The organism is Inquilinus sp. CA228 (assembly GCF_052078665.1).
GTDB lineage: Bacteria > Pseudomonadota > Alphaproteobacteria > DSM-16000 > Inquilinaceae > Inquilinus.
Genome location: NZ_JBQJIK010000127.1, coordinates 1 through 14,682, shown reverse-complemented (window position 1 = coordinate 14,682; position 14,682 = coordinate 1). Strand labels below are relative to the sequence as shown.

The 14,682-nt window shown below is 69.4% G+C and carries 13 protein-coding genes; 8 read left to right on the top strand and 5 right to left on the bottom strand.

The window, feature by feature from the left end; translation table 11 throughout:
* Positions 1-243: 243 nt before the first annotated feature.
* Positions 244-2,217 carry a transglycosylase domain-containing protein gene (locus ACTOWL_RS36220; RefSeq protein WP_441326166.1) on the bottom strand — a complete coding sequence of 658 codons (1,974 nt, stop codon included), beginning with the start codon at positions 2,215-2,217 and terminating at the stop codon, positions 244-246.
* A gap of 647 nt (positions 2,218-2,864) precedes the next feature.
* Here ACTOWL_RS36220 and ACTOWL_RS36215 point away from each other — a divergent pair.
* Both ACTOWL_RS36215 and ACTOWL_RS36210 read left to right on the top strand, forming a co-directional pair.
* Positions 2,865-3,995: a type III PLP-dependent enzyme gene (locus ACTOWL_RS36215; protein WP_441326165.1), complete on the top strand. Its 1,131-nt coding sequence runs from the start codon at positions 2,865-2,867 to the stop codon at positions 3,993-3,995.
* A gap of 24 nt (positions 3,996-4,019) precedes the next feature.
* Entirely contained in the window at positions 4,020-4,547 is a 528-nt protein-coding gene (locus ACTOWL_RS36210) for a GNAT family N-acetyltransferase (protein ID WP_441326164.1), read from the top strand.
* Positions 4,548-4,631: 84 nt separating this feature from the next.
* On the opposite strand, the gene ACTOWL_RS36205 is transcribed toward ACTOWL_RS36210, so the two are convergent.
* Both ACTOWL_RS36205 and ACTOWL_RS36200 read right to left on the bottom strand, forming a co-directional pair.
* A complete protein-coding gene (locus ACTOWL_RS36205) occupies positions 4,632-5,396 on the bottom strand; it encodes a TrmH family RNA methyltransferase (protein WP_441326163.1) in 765 nt (254 codons plus the stop codon).
* A gap of 24 nt (positions 5,397-5,420) precedes the next feature.
* Positions 5,421-5,888 carry a RidA family protein gene (locus tag ACTOWL_RS36200; protein ID WP_441326162.1) on the bottom strand — a complete coding sequence of 156 codons (468 nt, stop codon included), beginning with the start codon at positions 5,886-5,888 and terminating at the stop codon, positions 5,421-5,423.
* Positions 5,889-6,266: 378 nt separating this feature from the next.
* Here ACTOWL_RS36200 and ACTOWL_RS36195 point away from each other — a divergent pair, with 378 nt between their 5' ends.
* The 4 genes from ACTOWL_RS36195 to ACTOWL_RS36180 all read left to right on the top strand — a co-directional run bounded on the left by ACTOWL_RS36195 (position 6,267) and on the right by ACTOWL_RS36180 (position 10,294).
* Entirely contained in the window at positions 6,267-7,361 is a 1,095-nt protein-coding gene (locus ACTOWL_RS36195) for an ABC transporter substrate-binding protein (protein WP_441326161.1), read from the top strand.
* A 106-nt stretch (positions 7,362-7,467) separates the two neighbouring features.
* Positions 7,468-8,373, top strand: a complete 906-nt coding sequence (locus ACTOWL_RS36190) for an ABC transporter permease (RefSeq protein WP_441326160.1) — start codon at positions 7,468-7,470, stop codon at positions 8,371-8,373.
* On the top strand, positions 8,370-9,161 hold the full coding sequence (locus ACTOWL_RS36185; protein WP_441326159.1) for an ABC transporter permease: 792 nt from the start codon (positions 8,370-8,372) through the stop codon (positions 9,159-9,161). The genes ACTOWL_RS36190 and ACTOWL_RS36185 overlap by 4 nt, the downstream gene beginning before the upstream one ends.
* A 38-nt stretch (positions 9,162-9,199) precedes the next feature.
* On the top strand, positions 9,200-10,294 hold the full coding sequence (locus ACTOWL_RS36180) for an ABC transporter ATP-binding protein (RefSeq protein WP_441326158.1): 1,095 nt from the start codon (positions 9,200-9,202) through the stop codon (positions 10,292-10,294).
* A gap of 147 nt (positions 10,295-10,441) precedes the next feature.
* Here ACTOWL_RS36180 and ACTOWL_RS36175 read toward each other — a convergent pair whose 3' ends face one another.
* On the bottom strand, positions 10,442-11,353 hold the full coding sequence (locus ACTOWL_RS36175) for a dihydrodipicolinate synthase family protein (protein WP_441326157.1): 912 nt from the start codon (positions 11,351-11,353) through the stop codon (positions 10,442-10,444).
* Between the two features lie 327 nt (positions 11,354-11,680).
* On the opposite strand from ACTOWL_RS36175, the gene ACTOWL_RS36170 reads away from it, so the two are divergent.
* The gene (locus ACTOWL_RS36170) at positions 11,681-11,983 is read left to right on the top strand and encodes a hypothetical protein (protein WP_441326156.1); all 303 of its coding nucleotides are present in this window, start codon (positions 11,681-11,683) and stop codon (positions 11,981-11,983) included.
* Between the two features lie 58 nt (positions 11,984-12,041).
* On the opposite strand, the gene ACTOWL_RS36165 is transcribed toward ACTOWL_RS36170, so the two are convergent.
* Positions 12,042-13,004: a hypothetical protein gene (locus ACTOWL_RS36165; protein ID WP_441326155.1), complete on the bottom strand. Its 963-nt coding sequence runs from the start codon at positions 13,002-13,004 to the stop codon at positions 12,042-12,044.
* 219 nt (positions 13,005-13,223) lie between these two features.
* Between ACTOWL_RS36165 and malQ the strand changes: the two genes are divergently transcribed.
* The coding region (gene malQ, locus ACTOWL_RS36160) for a 4-alpha-glucanotransferase (protein WP_441326154.1) at positions 13,224-14,682 on the top strand (1,459 nt) is incomplete at its 3' end.

Here is a 14,682-nt window from a genome sequence, read left to right as displayed (position 1 = left end):
GACGCTTCGCCCCTGCCCTCACGGGCAACGACGCACGGCTCGGGGCCGATGCGGATCGCTACTCCTTCATCGCAGTGGACTTCCACCACCTACTCCTTGCCGGTCTCCCGGCGCTCTGACAGTGCACGAATTCGCAGCTCGATGACCGCGTTGTTGCCATTCTGCACTTGCCCGATTAAGTGCACTGTCACCGAATTGGAATTGGCTCCCATCGGTGACAAGGCCTTCCCGATCCGCAGCCGATCAGCCGTTCCCCAGGCTGCCCAGCAGGCCTTCGAGGCCGCCCTGATCGAGCTCCTGCTTGGCCGGCTGCACCGTCGGGGCCGTGACCGCCGCGGGCGGCACCAGCACCTTCGGCGCGCCCGAAGGCGTCACGGTCGGAGCGATCGCGGCCGGGCCGGGGGCGACGGCCCCTCCCGCCGTAGCCACCGCGGCGGGCAGCGAACCGTCGACGCCCAGCAGCGGCCTGGCCGGCTTGCCGCGCTCGGCCTCGACCATGAAATCGTGCCAGATCTTCGCCGGCAGGCTGCCGCCGGTGACCTTGTCCATCGGCGTGCCGTCGTCGTTGCCGACCCAGATTCCGACCACATAATCGGCGGTGAAGCCGATGAACCAGGCGTCGCGATAGCCCTGGCTGGTGCCGCTCTTGCCGGCCGAGGGCCGGTCGTCCAGCCGGGCGCTGCGGCCGGTGCCGATGGTCATGGTGGCCCCCAGCATCCGGTTGATCGCCTCGACATGCCAGGGCAGCACCGCCTCGCCCGGGCCGCCGCCGAAGCGGGTGTAGAGCGCGGCTTCGCCCGGCGGGCCGATGCGCTCGACGCCATAGGGCCAGACGCCGTTACCGCTGTTGGCCAGGGCGGCATAGGCCGCGGTCAGCTCCAGCAGGTTGACCTCGCTGGTGCCCAGCGCCAGCGACAGCTCCGGCCGCAGCGGCGAATTGATGCCGAGCCGGCGCGCCAGCTCGATCGTCCGGCTGATGCCGCCGCGCTGCAGCATGCGCACCGCGGCGGTGTTGTAGGATTTGGCCAGCGCCTCGCGCGCCGTCACCTCGCCATGGAACTTGCCGTCGTAGTTGCCCGGCGACCAATTCTTGATCGTGATCGGCGCGTCCAGCACCAGGCTGTCCGGCGTCAGCCCCTGCTCCACCGCCGAGAGATAGGCGAACATCTTGAAGGAGGAGCCGGGCTGGCGCTGCGCCGTCACCGCGCGGTTGAACTGGCTCTGGCTGTAGCCGCGGCCGCCGACCATGGCGACCACGGCGCCATCCGGCCGCATCGCCACCAGCGCCGCCTGGCTGGCGCCGACCTTGCCGCCATCCTCCGCCATGCGCGCGTCGACGATGCCTTCCGCCGCGCGCTGCAGCGCCGGCACCAGCGTGGTCTCGACCCGCAGCGCCGGGGCGGCGGTGTTGACGAAATCCGGCACCTGGTCGGCGACCCAGTCGGCGAAGTAGCGGCTGCCCGAGCCGCCGCCCGGCCGGCGCGGCGGCACCGGCGGCTGGTCGTCGGCGGCCTGGCGGTCCTTGTCGCTGAGGAAGCCGGCATCGACCATGGCCGACAGCACCACGTCGGCGCGCTGCCGCGCCGCCTCGGGGTTGCGGTCCGGCGCGTAGCGCGACGGCGCCTTCAGCAGGCCGGCCAGCATCGCCGACTGCTCGAGGTTCACCTCCGTCGCCGGCACGCCGAAATAGGCCCGGGACGCGGCGTCGATGCCGTAGGTGCCGGAGCCGAAATAGACCCGGTTGAGATAGGCGGTGAGGATCTGGTCCTTGGAGAAGTTCATCTCCAGCCACACCGCCAGGATCGCCTCCTGGATCTTGCGGCGAACCGTGCGCTCCGGCGTCAGGAACAGGTTCTTGGCGGCCTGCTGGGTGATGGTGGAGCCGCCCTGCACCGCCCGGCCGGCCTGGTAGTTCACCCACAGCGCCCGGGCCACGCCGATCGGGTCGATGCCGTAATGGTGGTAGTAGCGGCGGTCCTCGATCGCCAGCACCGCCTCGGTCAGGTGCTTCGGCAGGGCCGAGGCCTGGACCATGTCGCCGGTCATGTCGCCGTAGCGGGCGATCTGGCCGCCATCGTCGGCGACCACGGTGATCGCCGTGCGCCGCTCCGGCATCGCCACCTGGCGGATGTCGGGCAGGTCGTAGGCGAAATAGGCGACCACGACGCCGAGCGCGATCACGCCCCAGATCGACAGCACCGCGCCCCATTTCGCCACGCCCCACAGCCAGTGCCGGCGGGCCGGGGACTTGCGCGGCTTTTGAGTCGATCTGGCAGTCGATTTGGGTCGGCGGGGCGAGGACTTGCCGGCGGACGTGCTCGTCCGGGAGCGGCCACCAGTGGCACGCAATGCAGGCTTGCCGGAAGAGCGGGTCGTCATAATGTAAACTTTATCTCGCGAGAATCCCGCAATATCAAGCCGGAATACGGCGAAATTCAGGAATAGCCTGAAGCTGTGGCGCCACGGTGACGGGATAAAATTTCCAACAATAAAATTTCACTTGCATCGGGGGGTCACCGACCGTATTTCACCCCTCGGAACGTATTCGCACGTGCCCCGGCCCACCCGGTTGACCCAACATCGACCCAGGTGGGCACAGCAACGACGTCACGCGTCTCCTCGGTCTGTCCGGCTTCGGCCGGCTGGGTTGAAGAGAAGTTTTTCGGTTGCAGGTGCGGAGAGGGTTCCTCTTCCGTGATTGTCTGGACGGTGTCTCCGGGTGGCGCTCATGGCGTCGCCCCGCGATCCCGTCTCTGCGATCCGGATCCGCATGTGCCGCCGGGTTTCGTCGCCGGTGAGCAGAGGCGGGGCGCCTCAGGCAACGGTTTGGTTTGAACTGGCTTGCCGTGAGGGGTCTGTCCTCCATGAACACCAAGATTGCCTCCTTCCTGGAAGAGCGACGTCCCGAGACTCCGTGTCTCGTGCTGGACCTCGACGTCGTGGCCGGCAACTACCGGGCGCTCGCCGCCGCCATGCCCGACAGCCGCATCTTCTATGCGGTCAAGGCCAACCCGGCGCCGGAGATCCTGTCGCTGCTGGCTGCGCTGGGCTCGTGCTTCGACACCGCCAGCGTGGTCGAGATCCGCGACGCGCTGGCCGCCGGCGCCACCCCGGACCGCGTCTCCTTCGGCAACACCATCAAGAAGCGGGTCGACATCGCCACCGCCTATGCGCTCGGCGTGCGCCTGTTCGCCTTCGACAGCGAGGCGGAGCTGCGCAAGATCGCCGAGGTCGCGCCGGGCGCCCGCGTGTTCTGCCGCATCCTGACCTCGGGCGAAGGCGCCGAATGGCCGCTGTCGCGCAAGTTCGGCTGCGAGCCGTCGATGGCGCGCGAGCTGCTGGCGATGGCGCCGGGCCTCGGCCTCGACGCCTATGGCGTGTCGTTCCATGTCGGGTCGCAGCAGCGCGACACCAACGCCTGGGACCAGGCGCTGGAATCGGCCGCGTCGATCTTCCGCGACCTGGCGGCCAAGGGCATCGAGCTGAAGATGGTCAATCTCGGCGGCGGCTTCCCGACGAAGTACCTCAAGGAGGTGCCGACGCCGGAGGCCTATGGCCGCGCCATCGACAGCAGCCTGCGCCAGCATTTCGGCAACCGCCTGCCCGAGACCATCATCGAGCCGGGCCGCGGCATGGTCGGCAATGCCGGCGTGATCCAGAGCGAGGTCGTGCTGATCTCGAACAAGTCGGCGAACGACAACACCCGCTGGGTCTATCTCGACATCGGCAAGTTCGGCGGCCTGGCCGAGACCATGGACGAGGCGATCCGCTACCCGATCACCACGGTGCATGACGGCGATGCCGCCGAGCCGGCGATCCTGGCCGGCCCGACCTGCGACAGCGCCGACGTGCTGTACGAGAAGACGGCCTATCCGATGCCGGTTTCGCTCGCGATCGGCGACAAGGTGCTGATCCACGGCACCGGCGCCTACACGACGACGTACTCGGCGGTCGCCTTCAACGGCTTCGCCCCCCTCAAGGCCTATTACATCTGAACCTCGCAAGCTGGGGATCGGGTCATGGACATCATGCGGGAGCGGCCGCGCCACGCGGCCGCCATCGAGGATCTTGTCGTCGACTGCTTCGGTGAGGGGCGCTTCGGCAAGACCGTCTACCGGCTGCGCGACGGGGTGCGGCCGAACAACGAGCTCGGCCTGGTGGCGCTCGAGGACGGCGAGCTGGTCGGCACGCTGCGCTTCTGGCCGATCCATGTCGACGGCATCGGCGAGACCATCCTGCTCGGCCCGCTCGCGGTCGCCGAGGGGCTGCGGTCGAGCGGCATCGGCTCGCGGCTGATGCGGGCCGGGCTGTCGCGCGCGGCGGCCTTCGGCCACCGCAGCGTGGTGCTGGTCGGCGACGAGCCCTATTACCGCCGCTTCGGCTTCCGCCGCGACCTGACCCTCGGCCTGATGCTGCCCGGCCCGGTCGACTACGACCGCCTGCTCGGCCTCGAGCTGGTGCCCGGCGCCCTGACCAACGCCCGCGGCATGATCGGCCGCGCCGATGGCCTGCCGGTACGCTACGAGATGGCGGCGGCGGTCGCCTGAGGCTTCCTTCGTAGGTTGGGTTCGCGCTGCGAACCCAACATCGGGCCGCCGGAATCAATGTTGGGTTCGCGTTGCGAACCCAACCTACCTCCGCGAGCGCATCGCCAGATAATGCCCGTACAGCGCCAGGCTGGCGGCGATGGTGGCGTTGAGCGATTCGACCGCGCCGGTGGTCGGGATCGCCAGCCGCCGCAGCGCCAGCCCCGGCGGCAAACCCAGCCCCTCCTCGCCCAGCACCAGGCGCAGGTCGCGCGGCCAGGCGAAGCCCGACAGGTCCTCACCCTGCCCGTCCAGCGCCAGCAGCGGCCCCGCCGCCTGGGCCAGCCCGGCCCAGGCCGGGCCGCGGCGCAGCTCCAGCGCGAATTGCGCGTTCGACGCCGCGCGCAGGCATTTCGGGTGGAACGGATGCGCCGCATCGGCCAGCAGGATGACGCGGGATACGGCGAAGGCGGCGGCGCTGCGCAGCAGGGCGCCGAGATTGCTCGGGTCGCCGAGGGCGCAGACCAGCTCCAGCCCCTCGGGCGGCCGGGCCAGGTCGATCGCGGCCATCTCCGGCACCACCCCGACCAGGATCGGCAGGCCGGTGCCGGAGACGTCGAGCCGGTCGAACAGGGTTCGGCCGAGGCGGATGCGCTCCAGATCCGGCGGGAGCGCCAAGTCGTCGGCTTCGGCGCCGGGCGGCAGCAGCAGCGATTCGAACCGGTCGGGATGCTGCGCCAGCGCCTCGCGCACCGTCTTGCGCCCGGCCAGCAGGAAGCGGCGATGCTTGCGCAGCCCGCGGCTCTCCAGCAGCGCCGTCCACAGCTTGGCGCGCGGATTGTCCAGGCTCTCGATGATCCGCTCGGCCATCGCCCCTCCCGCCGGAAGCGGCGCCTACCGGATCTCGAAGATCGCCTCGACCTCGACGGCGCAGCCGAGCGGCAACTGGGCGACGCCGACCGCGGCGCGGGCGTGCTTGCCGGCATCGCCGAAGGCCTCGGCCATCAGGTCCGACGCGCCGTTCACCACCTTCGGCTGGTCGGTGAAGTCCGGCGTCGAATTGACGAAGCCGCCCAGCTTCACCACCCGGACGACGCGGTCGAGGTCGCCGCCCAGCGCCGCCTTGGCGGCCGCCAGGATGTTGATGGCGCAGATCCGGGCGCAGGCATAGCCGTCCTCGACCTTGAACTCGGCGCCGAGCTTGCCGGTGTGGCTGATCTTGCCGTCGACGAACGGCACCTGGCCGGAGATGTAGAGCATGCTGCCCGAGATCACGGAGGGCACGTAGTTCGCCGCCGGCGCCGCGACGTTCGGAAGGGTGACCCCCTTCTCCTGCAGCCGCGCCTCGATGCTTCCTGCCATGGGTCGGTTCCCGTTCACTCTGGTGACTCGAAGGCCGCACCATAGCCAGCGCCGCCCGCCCGCGAAAGCCCGGCCCCGACCCGCTCCGTCCGATGCGCGACGGATCATGCCGCAGCCGGAACAGATTCCCGCTTCCCCTTGAGTCACTCTTACTCTAAGGCCGAACACAGGCCCGTGCAGGGAGTCGTTGACGGCGTCATGGTTTCATGACGTTATTATTACAGCTTGACTACAATAACGTGGCAGCCACCATGTCATGGTCGGGCTATCGCTCTGTATTCACCTTGACAAGGATTGCGCACCGCAACACAGTCCCGCCGGATTTAGGGATTTTGTTAAAATCCACCAAACAAGCAGATGAACATCGGGGGTTGTGACATGAAGGCGTCGTGGACATCCGTGCTGTCGATTTCGGCCCTGGCGCTCGCCGCCTCCGCCGCGAGGGCCGAGCCGTCGGCCGAACTGATCGCCGCGGCCAAGGCGGAGGGCGAGCTGACCACCATCGCCTTGCCCCATGACTGGTGCGGCTACGGCGGCATCATCGACAGCTTCAAGGCCAAGTACGGCCTGAAGGTCAACGAGCTGAACCCGGACGCCGGCTCGGGCGACGAGATCGAGGCGATCAAGGCGAACAAAGGCAACAAAGGCCCCCAAGCTCCGGACGTCATCGATGTCGGCCTGTCCTTCGGCCCGTCGGGCAAGGCCGAGGGCCTGCTCGCCCCCTACAAGGTGTCGACCTGGGACTCGATCCCGGACAGCGCCAAGGACCCGGAGGGCTACTGGTACGGCGACTATTACGGCGTGCTGTCCTTCGAGGTGAACAAGGACATCGTCACCAAGATCCCGGCCGACTGGAAGGATCTGCTGGCCTCCGACTACGCCAACTCCGTCGCCCTGGCCGGCGACCCGCGCACCTCGAACCAGGCGATCCTGGCCGTCCTGGCCGCCGGCTTGTCGACCGAGAAGGACGCCGCCAAGGCCGCCGAGGCCGGGCTGAAGTTCTTCGGCGACCTGAACAAGGCCGGCAACTTTGTGCCGACCATCGGCAAGGCCGCCTCGGTGGCCCAGGGCGCCACCCCGATCGTGATCCGCTGGGACTACAACGCGCTCGGCGACCGCGACACGCTGAAGGGCAACCCGGAGATCGAGGTGGTGGTGCCGAAGACCGGCGTCGTCGCCGGCGTCTATGTCCAGGCGATCAGCGCTTTCGCGCCGCATCCGAACGCCGCCAAGCTGTGGATGGAGCACCTGTATTCGGATGAGGGCCAGATCGGCTACCTGAAGGGCTACTGCCATCCGATCCGATTCCAGAATCTGGCCGACACCAAGAAGATCCCCGAGGATCTGCTGAAGGCCCTGCCGCCGGCCGCGTCCTATGCCGCGGCGACCTTCCCGAGCCTCGACGACCAGAACAAGGCCAAGGAGATCATCACCAAGCAGTGGGACTCCGTGGTCGGCGCCAACGTCCAGTAAGCCGCTTGAGGCCGCGCCGTCCCCTGCCCTACCCTGGGGCCGGGGGATGGCGCGGCCTCTCGCGTTCTCGCCCCACCCCGCGGCAGGTTTCCGTCAGCAGGCGCCGATGACCCAGGCCACGATCGCAGCCCCCCTCGCCGCGCCGGCCAAGCCCGGCAAGCTCTCCTGGGCCTGGCTCGGGGTGGCGCCGTTCTTCCTGTTCGCCCTTCTGTTCCTGATCCTGCCGACCGTCTATCTGCTGGTCGGCAGCTTCCAGACGCCGGACGGGTCGTTCACCTTCGACAACGTCGCCAACCTGTTCCAGCAGTCGATCGTCGACGCCTACTGGATCTCGATCCGGGTCAGCCTCGCCTCCGCCCTGCTCGGCGCGCTGATCGGCTTCTTCCTGGCCTATGCCGTGGTGATGGGCGGGCTGCCGGGCTGGATCCGGCCGACGCTGATGACCTTCTGCGGCGTCGCCTCGAACTTCGCCGGCGTGCCGCTGGCCTTCGCCTTCATCTCCACCCTCGGGCGGCTCGGCCTGGTGACGATCCTGTTCGACACCTTCCTCAGCCCCGTGCTCGGCTTCCGGCTGTACCAGACCGGCTTCAACCTGCTCAGCTTCTGGGGCCTGACGCTGACCTATCTGTACTTCCAGATCCCGCTGATGGTGCTGATCCTTGCGCCGGCGCTGGACGGGCTGAAGAAGGAGTGGCGCGAGGCCTCTTCCATCCTCGGCGCCTCGACCTCGCAATACTGGCGCATGGTGGCGCTGCCGATCCTGTGGCCCAGCATCGTCGGCACCACGCTGCTGCTGTTCGCCAACGCCTTCGGCGCCATCGCCACCGCCTATGCGCTGACCGGCAGTTCGCTGAACATCGTGCCGATCCTGCTCTACGCCCAGATCCGCGGCGACGTGCTGCACAACCCCAATCTCGGCTACGCCCTGGCGCTCGGCATGATCCTGATCACCGGCCTGTCCAACGGCCTCTACATGATCCTGCGCGCCCGCAGCGACCGGTGGTTGCGATGAAGCAGAACCGCATCGGCGCCTGGATCGCACTGATCGTCGGCGCGCTGTACTTCATCGTGCCGCTGCTCGGCACGCTGGAGTTCTCGCTGCGCATGCGGCGCGGCGAGTACAGCCTCGACGCCTATCGCATCGTGCTGGCCGACCCGGGCTTCCAGGCCAGCTTCCTGTATTCCTGCGTGCTGGCGCTGGCGACCATCGTGGTCGGGGTGCTGCTGGTGGTGCCGACCGCCTATTGGGTGCGGCTGCGCCTGCCGCGGCTGCGGCCGGTGATCGAGTTCATCACTCTCCTGCCTCTTGTGATCCCGGCGATCGTGCTGGTGTTCGGCTACATCCAGCTGTTCAACACCTCCTCGATCCTGCCGCTCCTGGGCAGCGAGCGCGGCACCGACCTGCTGCTGACCTTCGGCTATGTCACCCTGGCGCTGCCCTACATGTACCGCGCGGTCGACACCGGGCTGCAGTCGATCGACGTCCGCACCCTGACCGAGGCGGCGGAGTGCCTGGGCGCCGGCCGGGCCCGGATCCTGTTCCGGGTGATCCTGCCGAATGTCCGCTCGGCGGTGCTGAGCGGCGCCTTCCTGACCTTCGCCATCGTCATCGGCGAGTTCACCTTCGCCAGCCTGCTGAACCGGCCGGCCTTCGGCCCCTATCTGCAGCTGGTCGGCGCCAACCGCGCCTACGAGCCGGCGGCGCTGGCGATCATCGCCTTCGTCGTCACCTGGGCCTGCATGGGGCTGCTGCAGGTCTTCGGCCGCGGCCGCCGCGGCTCCTCGGCGGCCACACGATGAACCATTCCACCGCAATCGCGCCGCAAGCAGGTGAATTGATGGACACGGCGACCGACTTCCTCGAGATCAGCGCCCTGCGCAAGAGCTACGGCCAGAACACCGTGGTCCATAATTTCGACCTGGCGGTGAAGCGCGGCGAGTTCATCTCCTTCCTCGGCCCCTCGGGCTGCGGCAAGACCACGACCTTGCGCATGGTGGCGGGGTTCGAGATCCCGACCGGCGGGTCGATCCGCGTCGACGGCCGCGACGTCACCCGCCTCCGGCCCAACCAGCGCAATGTCGGCATGGTGTTCCAGGCCTATGCGCTGTTCCCGAACATGACGGTGGCGGACAATGTCGCCTTCGGCCTGAAGGTGGCGAAGAAGCCGGCCGCCGAGATCGCCCAGCGGGTCAAGGAGATGCTGGAGCTGATCAAGCTGCCGCACCTCGCCGACCGCTACCCCTACCAGCTGTCCGGCGGGCAGCAGCAGCGCGTCGCCCTGGCCCGGGCGCTGGCCAACAAGCCGAAGGTGCTGCTGCTGGACGAGCCGCTGTCGGCCCTGGACGCCAAGATCCGGGTGTCGCTGCGCGGCGAGATCAAGGCGCTGCAGCGCGACCTGGGCATCACCACCATCTTCGTCACGCACGATCAGGAAGAAGCCCTGTCGATGTCGGACCGGATCGTGGTGATGAACGAGGGCTATGCCGAGCAGGTCGGCACGCCGTTCGAGGTCTACAACTATCCTCGCACCCGCTTCGTCGCCTCCTTCGTCGGCACGCTGAACATTCTGCGCGCCCAGGTGGTCGACGCCACCGGCGGGCGGATCCGCATCGACGGGCAGGACATCGTCGCCGCCCGCGGCGTCGCCGACGCCAAGGACGGCGAGGTCCGCTCGGTGGCGCTGCGGCCGGAGGCGATCGCCCTGGCCGGGTCGACCGAGGACCGCGGCGCCGACCGCAACCGCATGCAGGGCACGATCGAGGATGTGAACTTCCTCGGCGCGGTGGTGCGGGTCCGCGTCCGCTTCCAGGAGAACGCGGTCTCGCTCGACACCTTCAACAGCCCCAGCCTGGCCCCGCCCGAGCGCGGCCAGCCGGTCACCGTCACCTTCGGCCGGGAGGATGTATTGGTGCTGGAAGGCGAGCCGAACTGAAGCCGTCCGACAATGCTACTGGCGTGGCCGTCTGACGGCGGTTTCTCCGCTTCCGGTGCTCACGGACTTTAACGTCCGCTGCGCGCCGGTTCTCGAAACCACCGCCAGCCGACTCACGCCAGCGCATTCTCGAACGGCCTCAGATACTCACAGCCCGTATTTCGCCAGGTCGGGCCGCTTGGCCAGGGCGGTGCGGACGATGGTCTCGACCCGGTCGCGCTCCGCTCCCTGCAGCTCCAGCCGCGGCTGGCGCACCACGGTCGAGGTGCCGCGCACGATCGCCTCGGCCAGCTTCACGTTCTGGACGAAGCGCAGCGACACGTCGAGGTGCAGCAGCGGCATGAACCAGCGATAGATCTCGAGCGCCTCGGGGATCCGCCCGGCCGCGACCAGCTTGTGGATCGCCACGGTCTCGCGCGGGAAGGCGCAGACCAGGCCGGCGACCCAGCCGACGGCGCCCAGCATCAGGCTTTCCAGCGCCAGGTCGTCGACGCCGGTGAAGATGTCGTAGCGGGTACCGACCGTGTTCAGGATGTCGGTGATGCGGCGGACATCGCCCGAGGATTCCTTGATCGCGACGAAGTTCTTCTCGTCCGCCATCTCGGCGAACATCTCCGGCGTGACGTCGACCGCATAGGCGACCGGGTTGTTGTAGACCATGATCGGCAGGCCGGTGGCCCGCGCCACGGTGCGGAAGTGCTGGATGGTCTCGCGCCGGTCGGAGACGTAGCGCATCGCCGGCAGCAGCATCAGCCCGTCCATCCCGGCGGCCGCGGCCCGTTCCGCCAGCGCCGCCGCGGCCCGGGTCGAGTCCTCGGCCACGGTCAGCAGCACCGGGCGGCCGCCCGCCGCCTGCTTGACCGCGCCGGCGATCGCCATCTTCTCGTCGGCGGTGAGTGTGCTGGCCTCGCCGATCGAGCCGCAGCAGATGATGCCGTCGATCCCGCTCTCGATCTGGAACGCGACATCCGCGCGCACCGCGGCCAGGTCGACCTCCTGCCGCGCATCCATCTTGGTGGTGATCGCCGTGTAGACTCCGGTCCAGCGCTGCCCCGCCATCGCCCTGCATCCCTTGTGTTTCCGCCGCCGATCCGCTCGCGGCCGACCTAGAATACCGATTGTATTTAATTTGTCGACAAACTTCGACGGAGCGAAGCGAGCCCTTCGTCCGCTGCATTGCACCGCAGCATTTCCTGCAGATCTATGTTGCACTGCAATATAGTATGATTATTCTCATCAAGGTGCTGAGAGGCACGGCGTCGCCCAACGGGCGGCTCGGTCCCGCCCTCTTTGGACCACATTTTACGGGCATTTGACCGGCCTTCCGACACAAGGCCGTGATCGAATGATCCGGACCAACAGGTGAAGGTTTACGGGAGCGATCCAATGCCTGCCGTCAAGAATGTCCGCTATGTCACCAAGCGCGAGCTGCCGACGGTCGACGACGCGCTGTACGCCGCCGAGGGCCTGACCGCCGACTACGAGGAGCGGCTGCACGTCGCCGCCGAGCTGAGCGGCCTGTCGCTGGACGAGGTCCGCGCCGCGGCCGACGCCCAGGCGGCGGAAATGGCCAAGAAGTCGACCCTGCGCATGACCTCGACCATCCGGTCGAACACCGGCAGCGCCGTGGTGGTGGAGCGCCGCCGCACCCGCAGCGTGGCGATGCCGCGCTCGCTGACCCTGGCCTGATTTCCGGTATCCGGGCGGCCGGGCTCAGCCACGGCCGCCCGTCGAGACCTGCCGCCGGCTACCGCATGCCGGCCGGGGCCGCGATCCGCCACAGCGTGGTGCTGCCCCGGCTGTCCGGGTCATAGGGCGCCGATTCGAAGACGATGCTGCGGCCGTCGGCCGACCAGCCGGGCGCGCCGTCATAGCCACAATTGACCGTCAGCCGAACGGGCGTGCCACCCAGCGCCGGGATCACGAACAGGTTGGCGTTGTCCAGCCCCGGCCCGCCGCCCGAATAGACCAGCCAGGCACCGCTCGGCGACCAGGACGGGTCGGTGTTCGACCGCGCCGGCGCCCGGGTGACGTTGAACAGGCTGCCGCCGGCCGGGTCGATCGTCATCACATCCCACTGATCGGGCTTGATCTGGCGCTGGAAGGCGATCCTGTCGCCGCGCGGCGACCATTGCGGCTGCCGGTCGTCGGCGCCCTGGGTCAGCCGCACCAGCCCGCTGCCGTCGACCCGCATCTTCCACAGCTCGGCAGGCCCCTCGGGATCCGCTTCCCGGTGCGATTCGAACACGATCCACTGGCTGCGGTCGGCCAGGACCGGCGAAATCGACGGCTCCCAGGCCAGGAAGCCCGGCCGGTCGGTCAGGCGCTTCGCCGCGCCGGCGGCGGCCGGGACGATGTAGATCTCGTCACGGTCCACCACATCCGAGGAATAGACGACGTTGCCCGCCGCGCTCCAGCATTGGCCGGGCAGGTTGACGCTCTGCGCCCCGCTGCGCGGGCTGAGCGCCCGGGTCGGGGCGCCGCCGGCCGCCGGCACGGTCCACACCACCGCCCCGCCGAGGTTGTAGCGCCGCTTGAAGTTGGTGAAGGCCAGCGCCGTTCCGTCCGGCGACGGGCATGGATTCTGCAGGCTGCCGGCCAGGCCGGTGACCGGGATCGGCTTCGCCGTGTCGCCGCGGCAGGTCTGGGCGGCCGCGACGACAGGACTGGCGGCCAGGACGGCCGCCAGCAGCCATGCGCTTCGTTTCATTGTTTTTCCCCCGAGATCAGGCCGGGCCCGCCCCGCTGGCGGCGCACCGGCCCCGGAAGTGTCGGGCGCCGGATATAGGACAACAATCCCCTCACCATCGGGGATTGCATCCCGCGGCAACGTCTTCGACCGGTCGGCGCGGGCGCCTTCCTGCCGCCTGCCATGCCCCTTATGATCGCGGCGTGCCGTTTCCGGCGCGACCGATGGGAAGGGTTTGCATTGGATCTCGCCGACGATGCCCTGCGTGACCGGGCCCGCCGGGCCGGCATCGCGCCCGACTGGACCGATGTCACCGGCCAGGCCCGCAGCGTCGCGCCGGAGACGCTGGAGCGGCTGCTGGCGCTGATCGGCGCCGACGAGCCGGCCGCTTCCGTGCCGCCATTGGTCACCGGCATGGTCCGTCAGGCGATCCCGCTGCCGTCGGAGGCCGGCACCGGCGCCGCCGTGCTGGTCCTGGAGTCCGGCGAGAGAGCCGAGATCACCGTGCATCCGGGCGATGACGGGCGCTGCTGGGTGCCGCCGATCGACCGGCCCGGCTATCACCGGCTGCAACTGCACGACCGCGAGATCACCCTGGCGGTGGCGCCGCCGCGCTGCTTCAGCCTGGATGAGGTCGCCCGCGGCGGCCGGATGTGGGGCCTGGCCGCGCAAATCTACGGGCTGCGCCGTCCCGGCGACGGCGGCATCGGCGACAGCCGCGGCATCGCCGAGCTGGCCCGGGCGGCCGGCCGCGCCGGCGCCGACGCCCTGGCGCTGAGCCCGACCCATGCCCTGTTCACGGCCGAGCCGGAGCGCTTCGGCCCCTATTCCCCCTCCAGCCGGCTGTTCCTGAACCCGCTGCAGGCCGATCCCGCCGCGCTGTTCGGCCAGGGCCGGGTCGCCGCCGCGATCCGGACGGCGGGCGTGGCCGAGGCGATGCGGCGATGCGAGGCCGCGGTGCTGATCGACTGGCCGGAGGCGGCGCAAGCCAAGCTGGCGCTGTTCCGGGCCCTGTTCGACGGCTTCGACGCCGCAGCCGAGGCTGGCGGCGGCCTGGCGGAGGATTTCGCCGGCTTCGTCCGGGCCGGCGGAGCGCTGCTGCAGGACCATGCCCGGTTCGAGGCGCTGCAGGCCGCCCGGCTGGCCGCCGACCCGGCCGACCGCGACTGGCGGCGCTGGCCGGCGGCGCTGCGTGATCCCGCTGGCGCTACGGTGGCGGCGTTCGCGGCGGCGCAGGACCGCGAGATCCGCTTCCACCTGTTCCTGCAATGGCTGGCCGACCGCGCCTTCGCCGCCGCCCAGGCCGAGGCCCGGTCGGCCGGGCTGCGCATCGGCCTGATCGCCGATCTGGCGGTCGGCATGGACGCCACCGGCAGCCATGCCTGGAGCCGCCCGTCGGACGTGCTGGGCGGCGCCAGCATCGGGTCGCCGCCCGACGCCTTCAACGCCGACGGCCAGAACTGGACGCTGGCGGCGATCTCGCCGCGGGCGATGGTCGAGACCGGCTTCGCCCCGTTCCTGGACACGCTGCGGGCGACGCTGCGCCACGCCGGCGGCATCCGCATCGACCATGTCATGGGGCTGGCCCGGCTGTGGCTGGTGCCGGACGGGATGGCGCCGACCGAGGGTGCCTACCTGACCTATCCGGCCGAGGACCTGCTGCGGCTGGTGGCGCTGGAATCGCACCGCCACCGCGCCG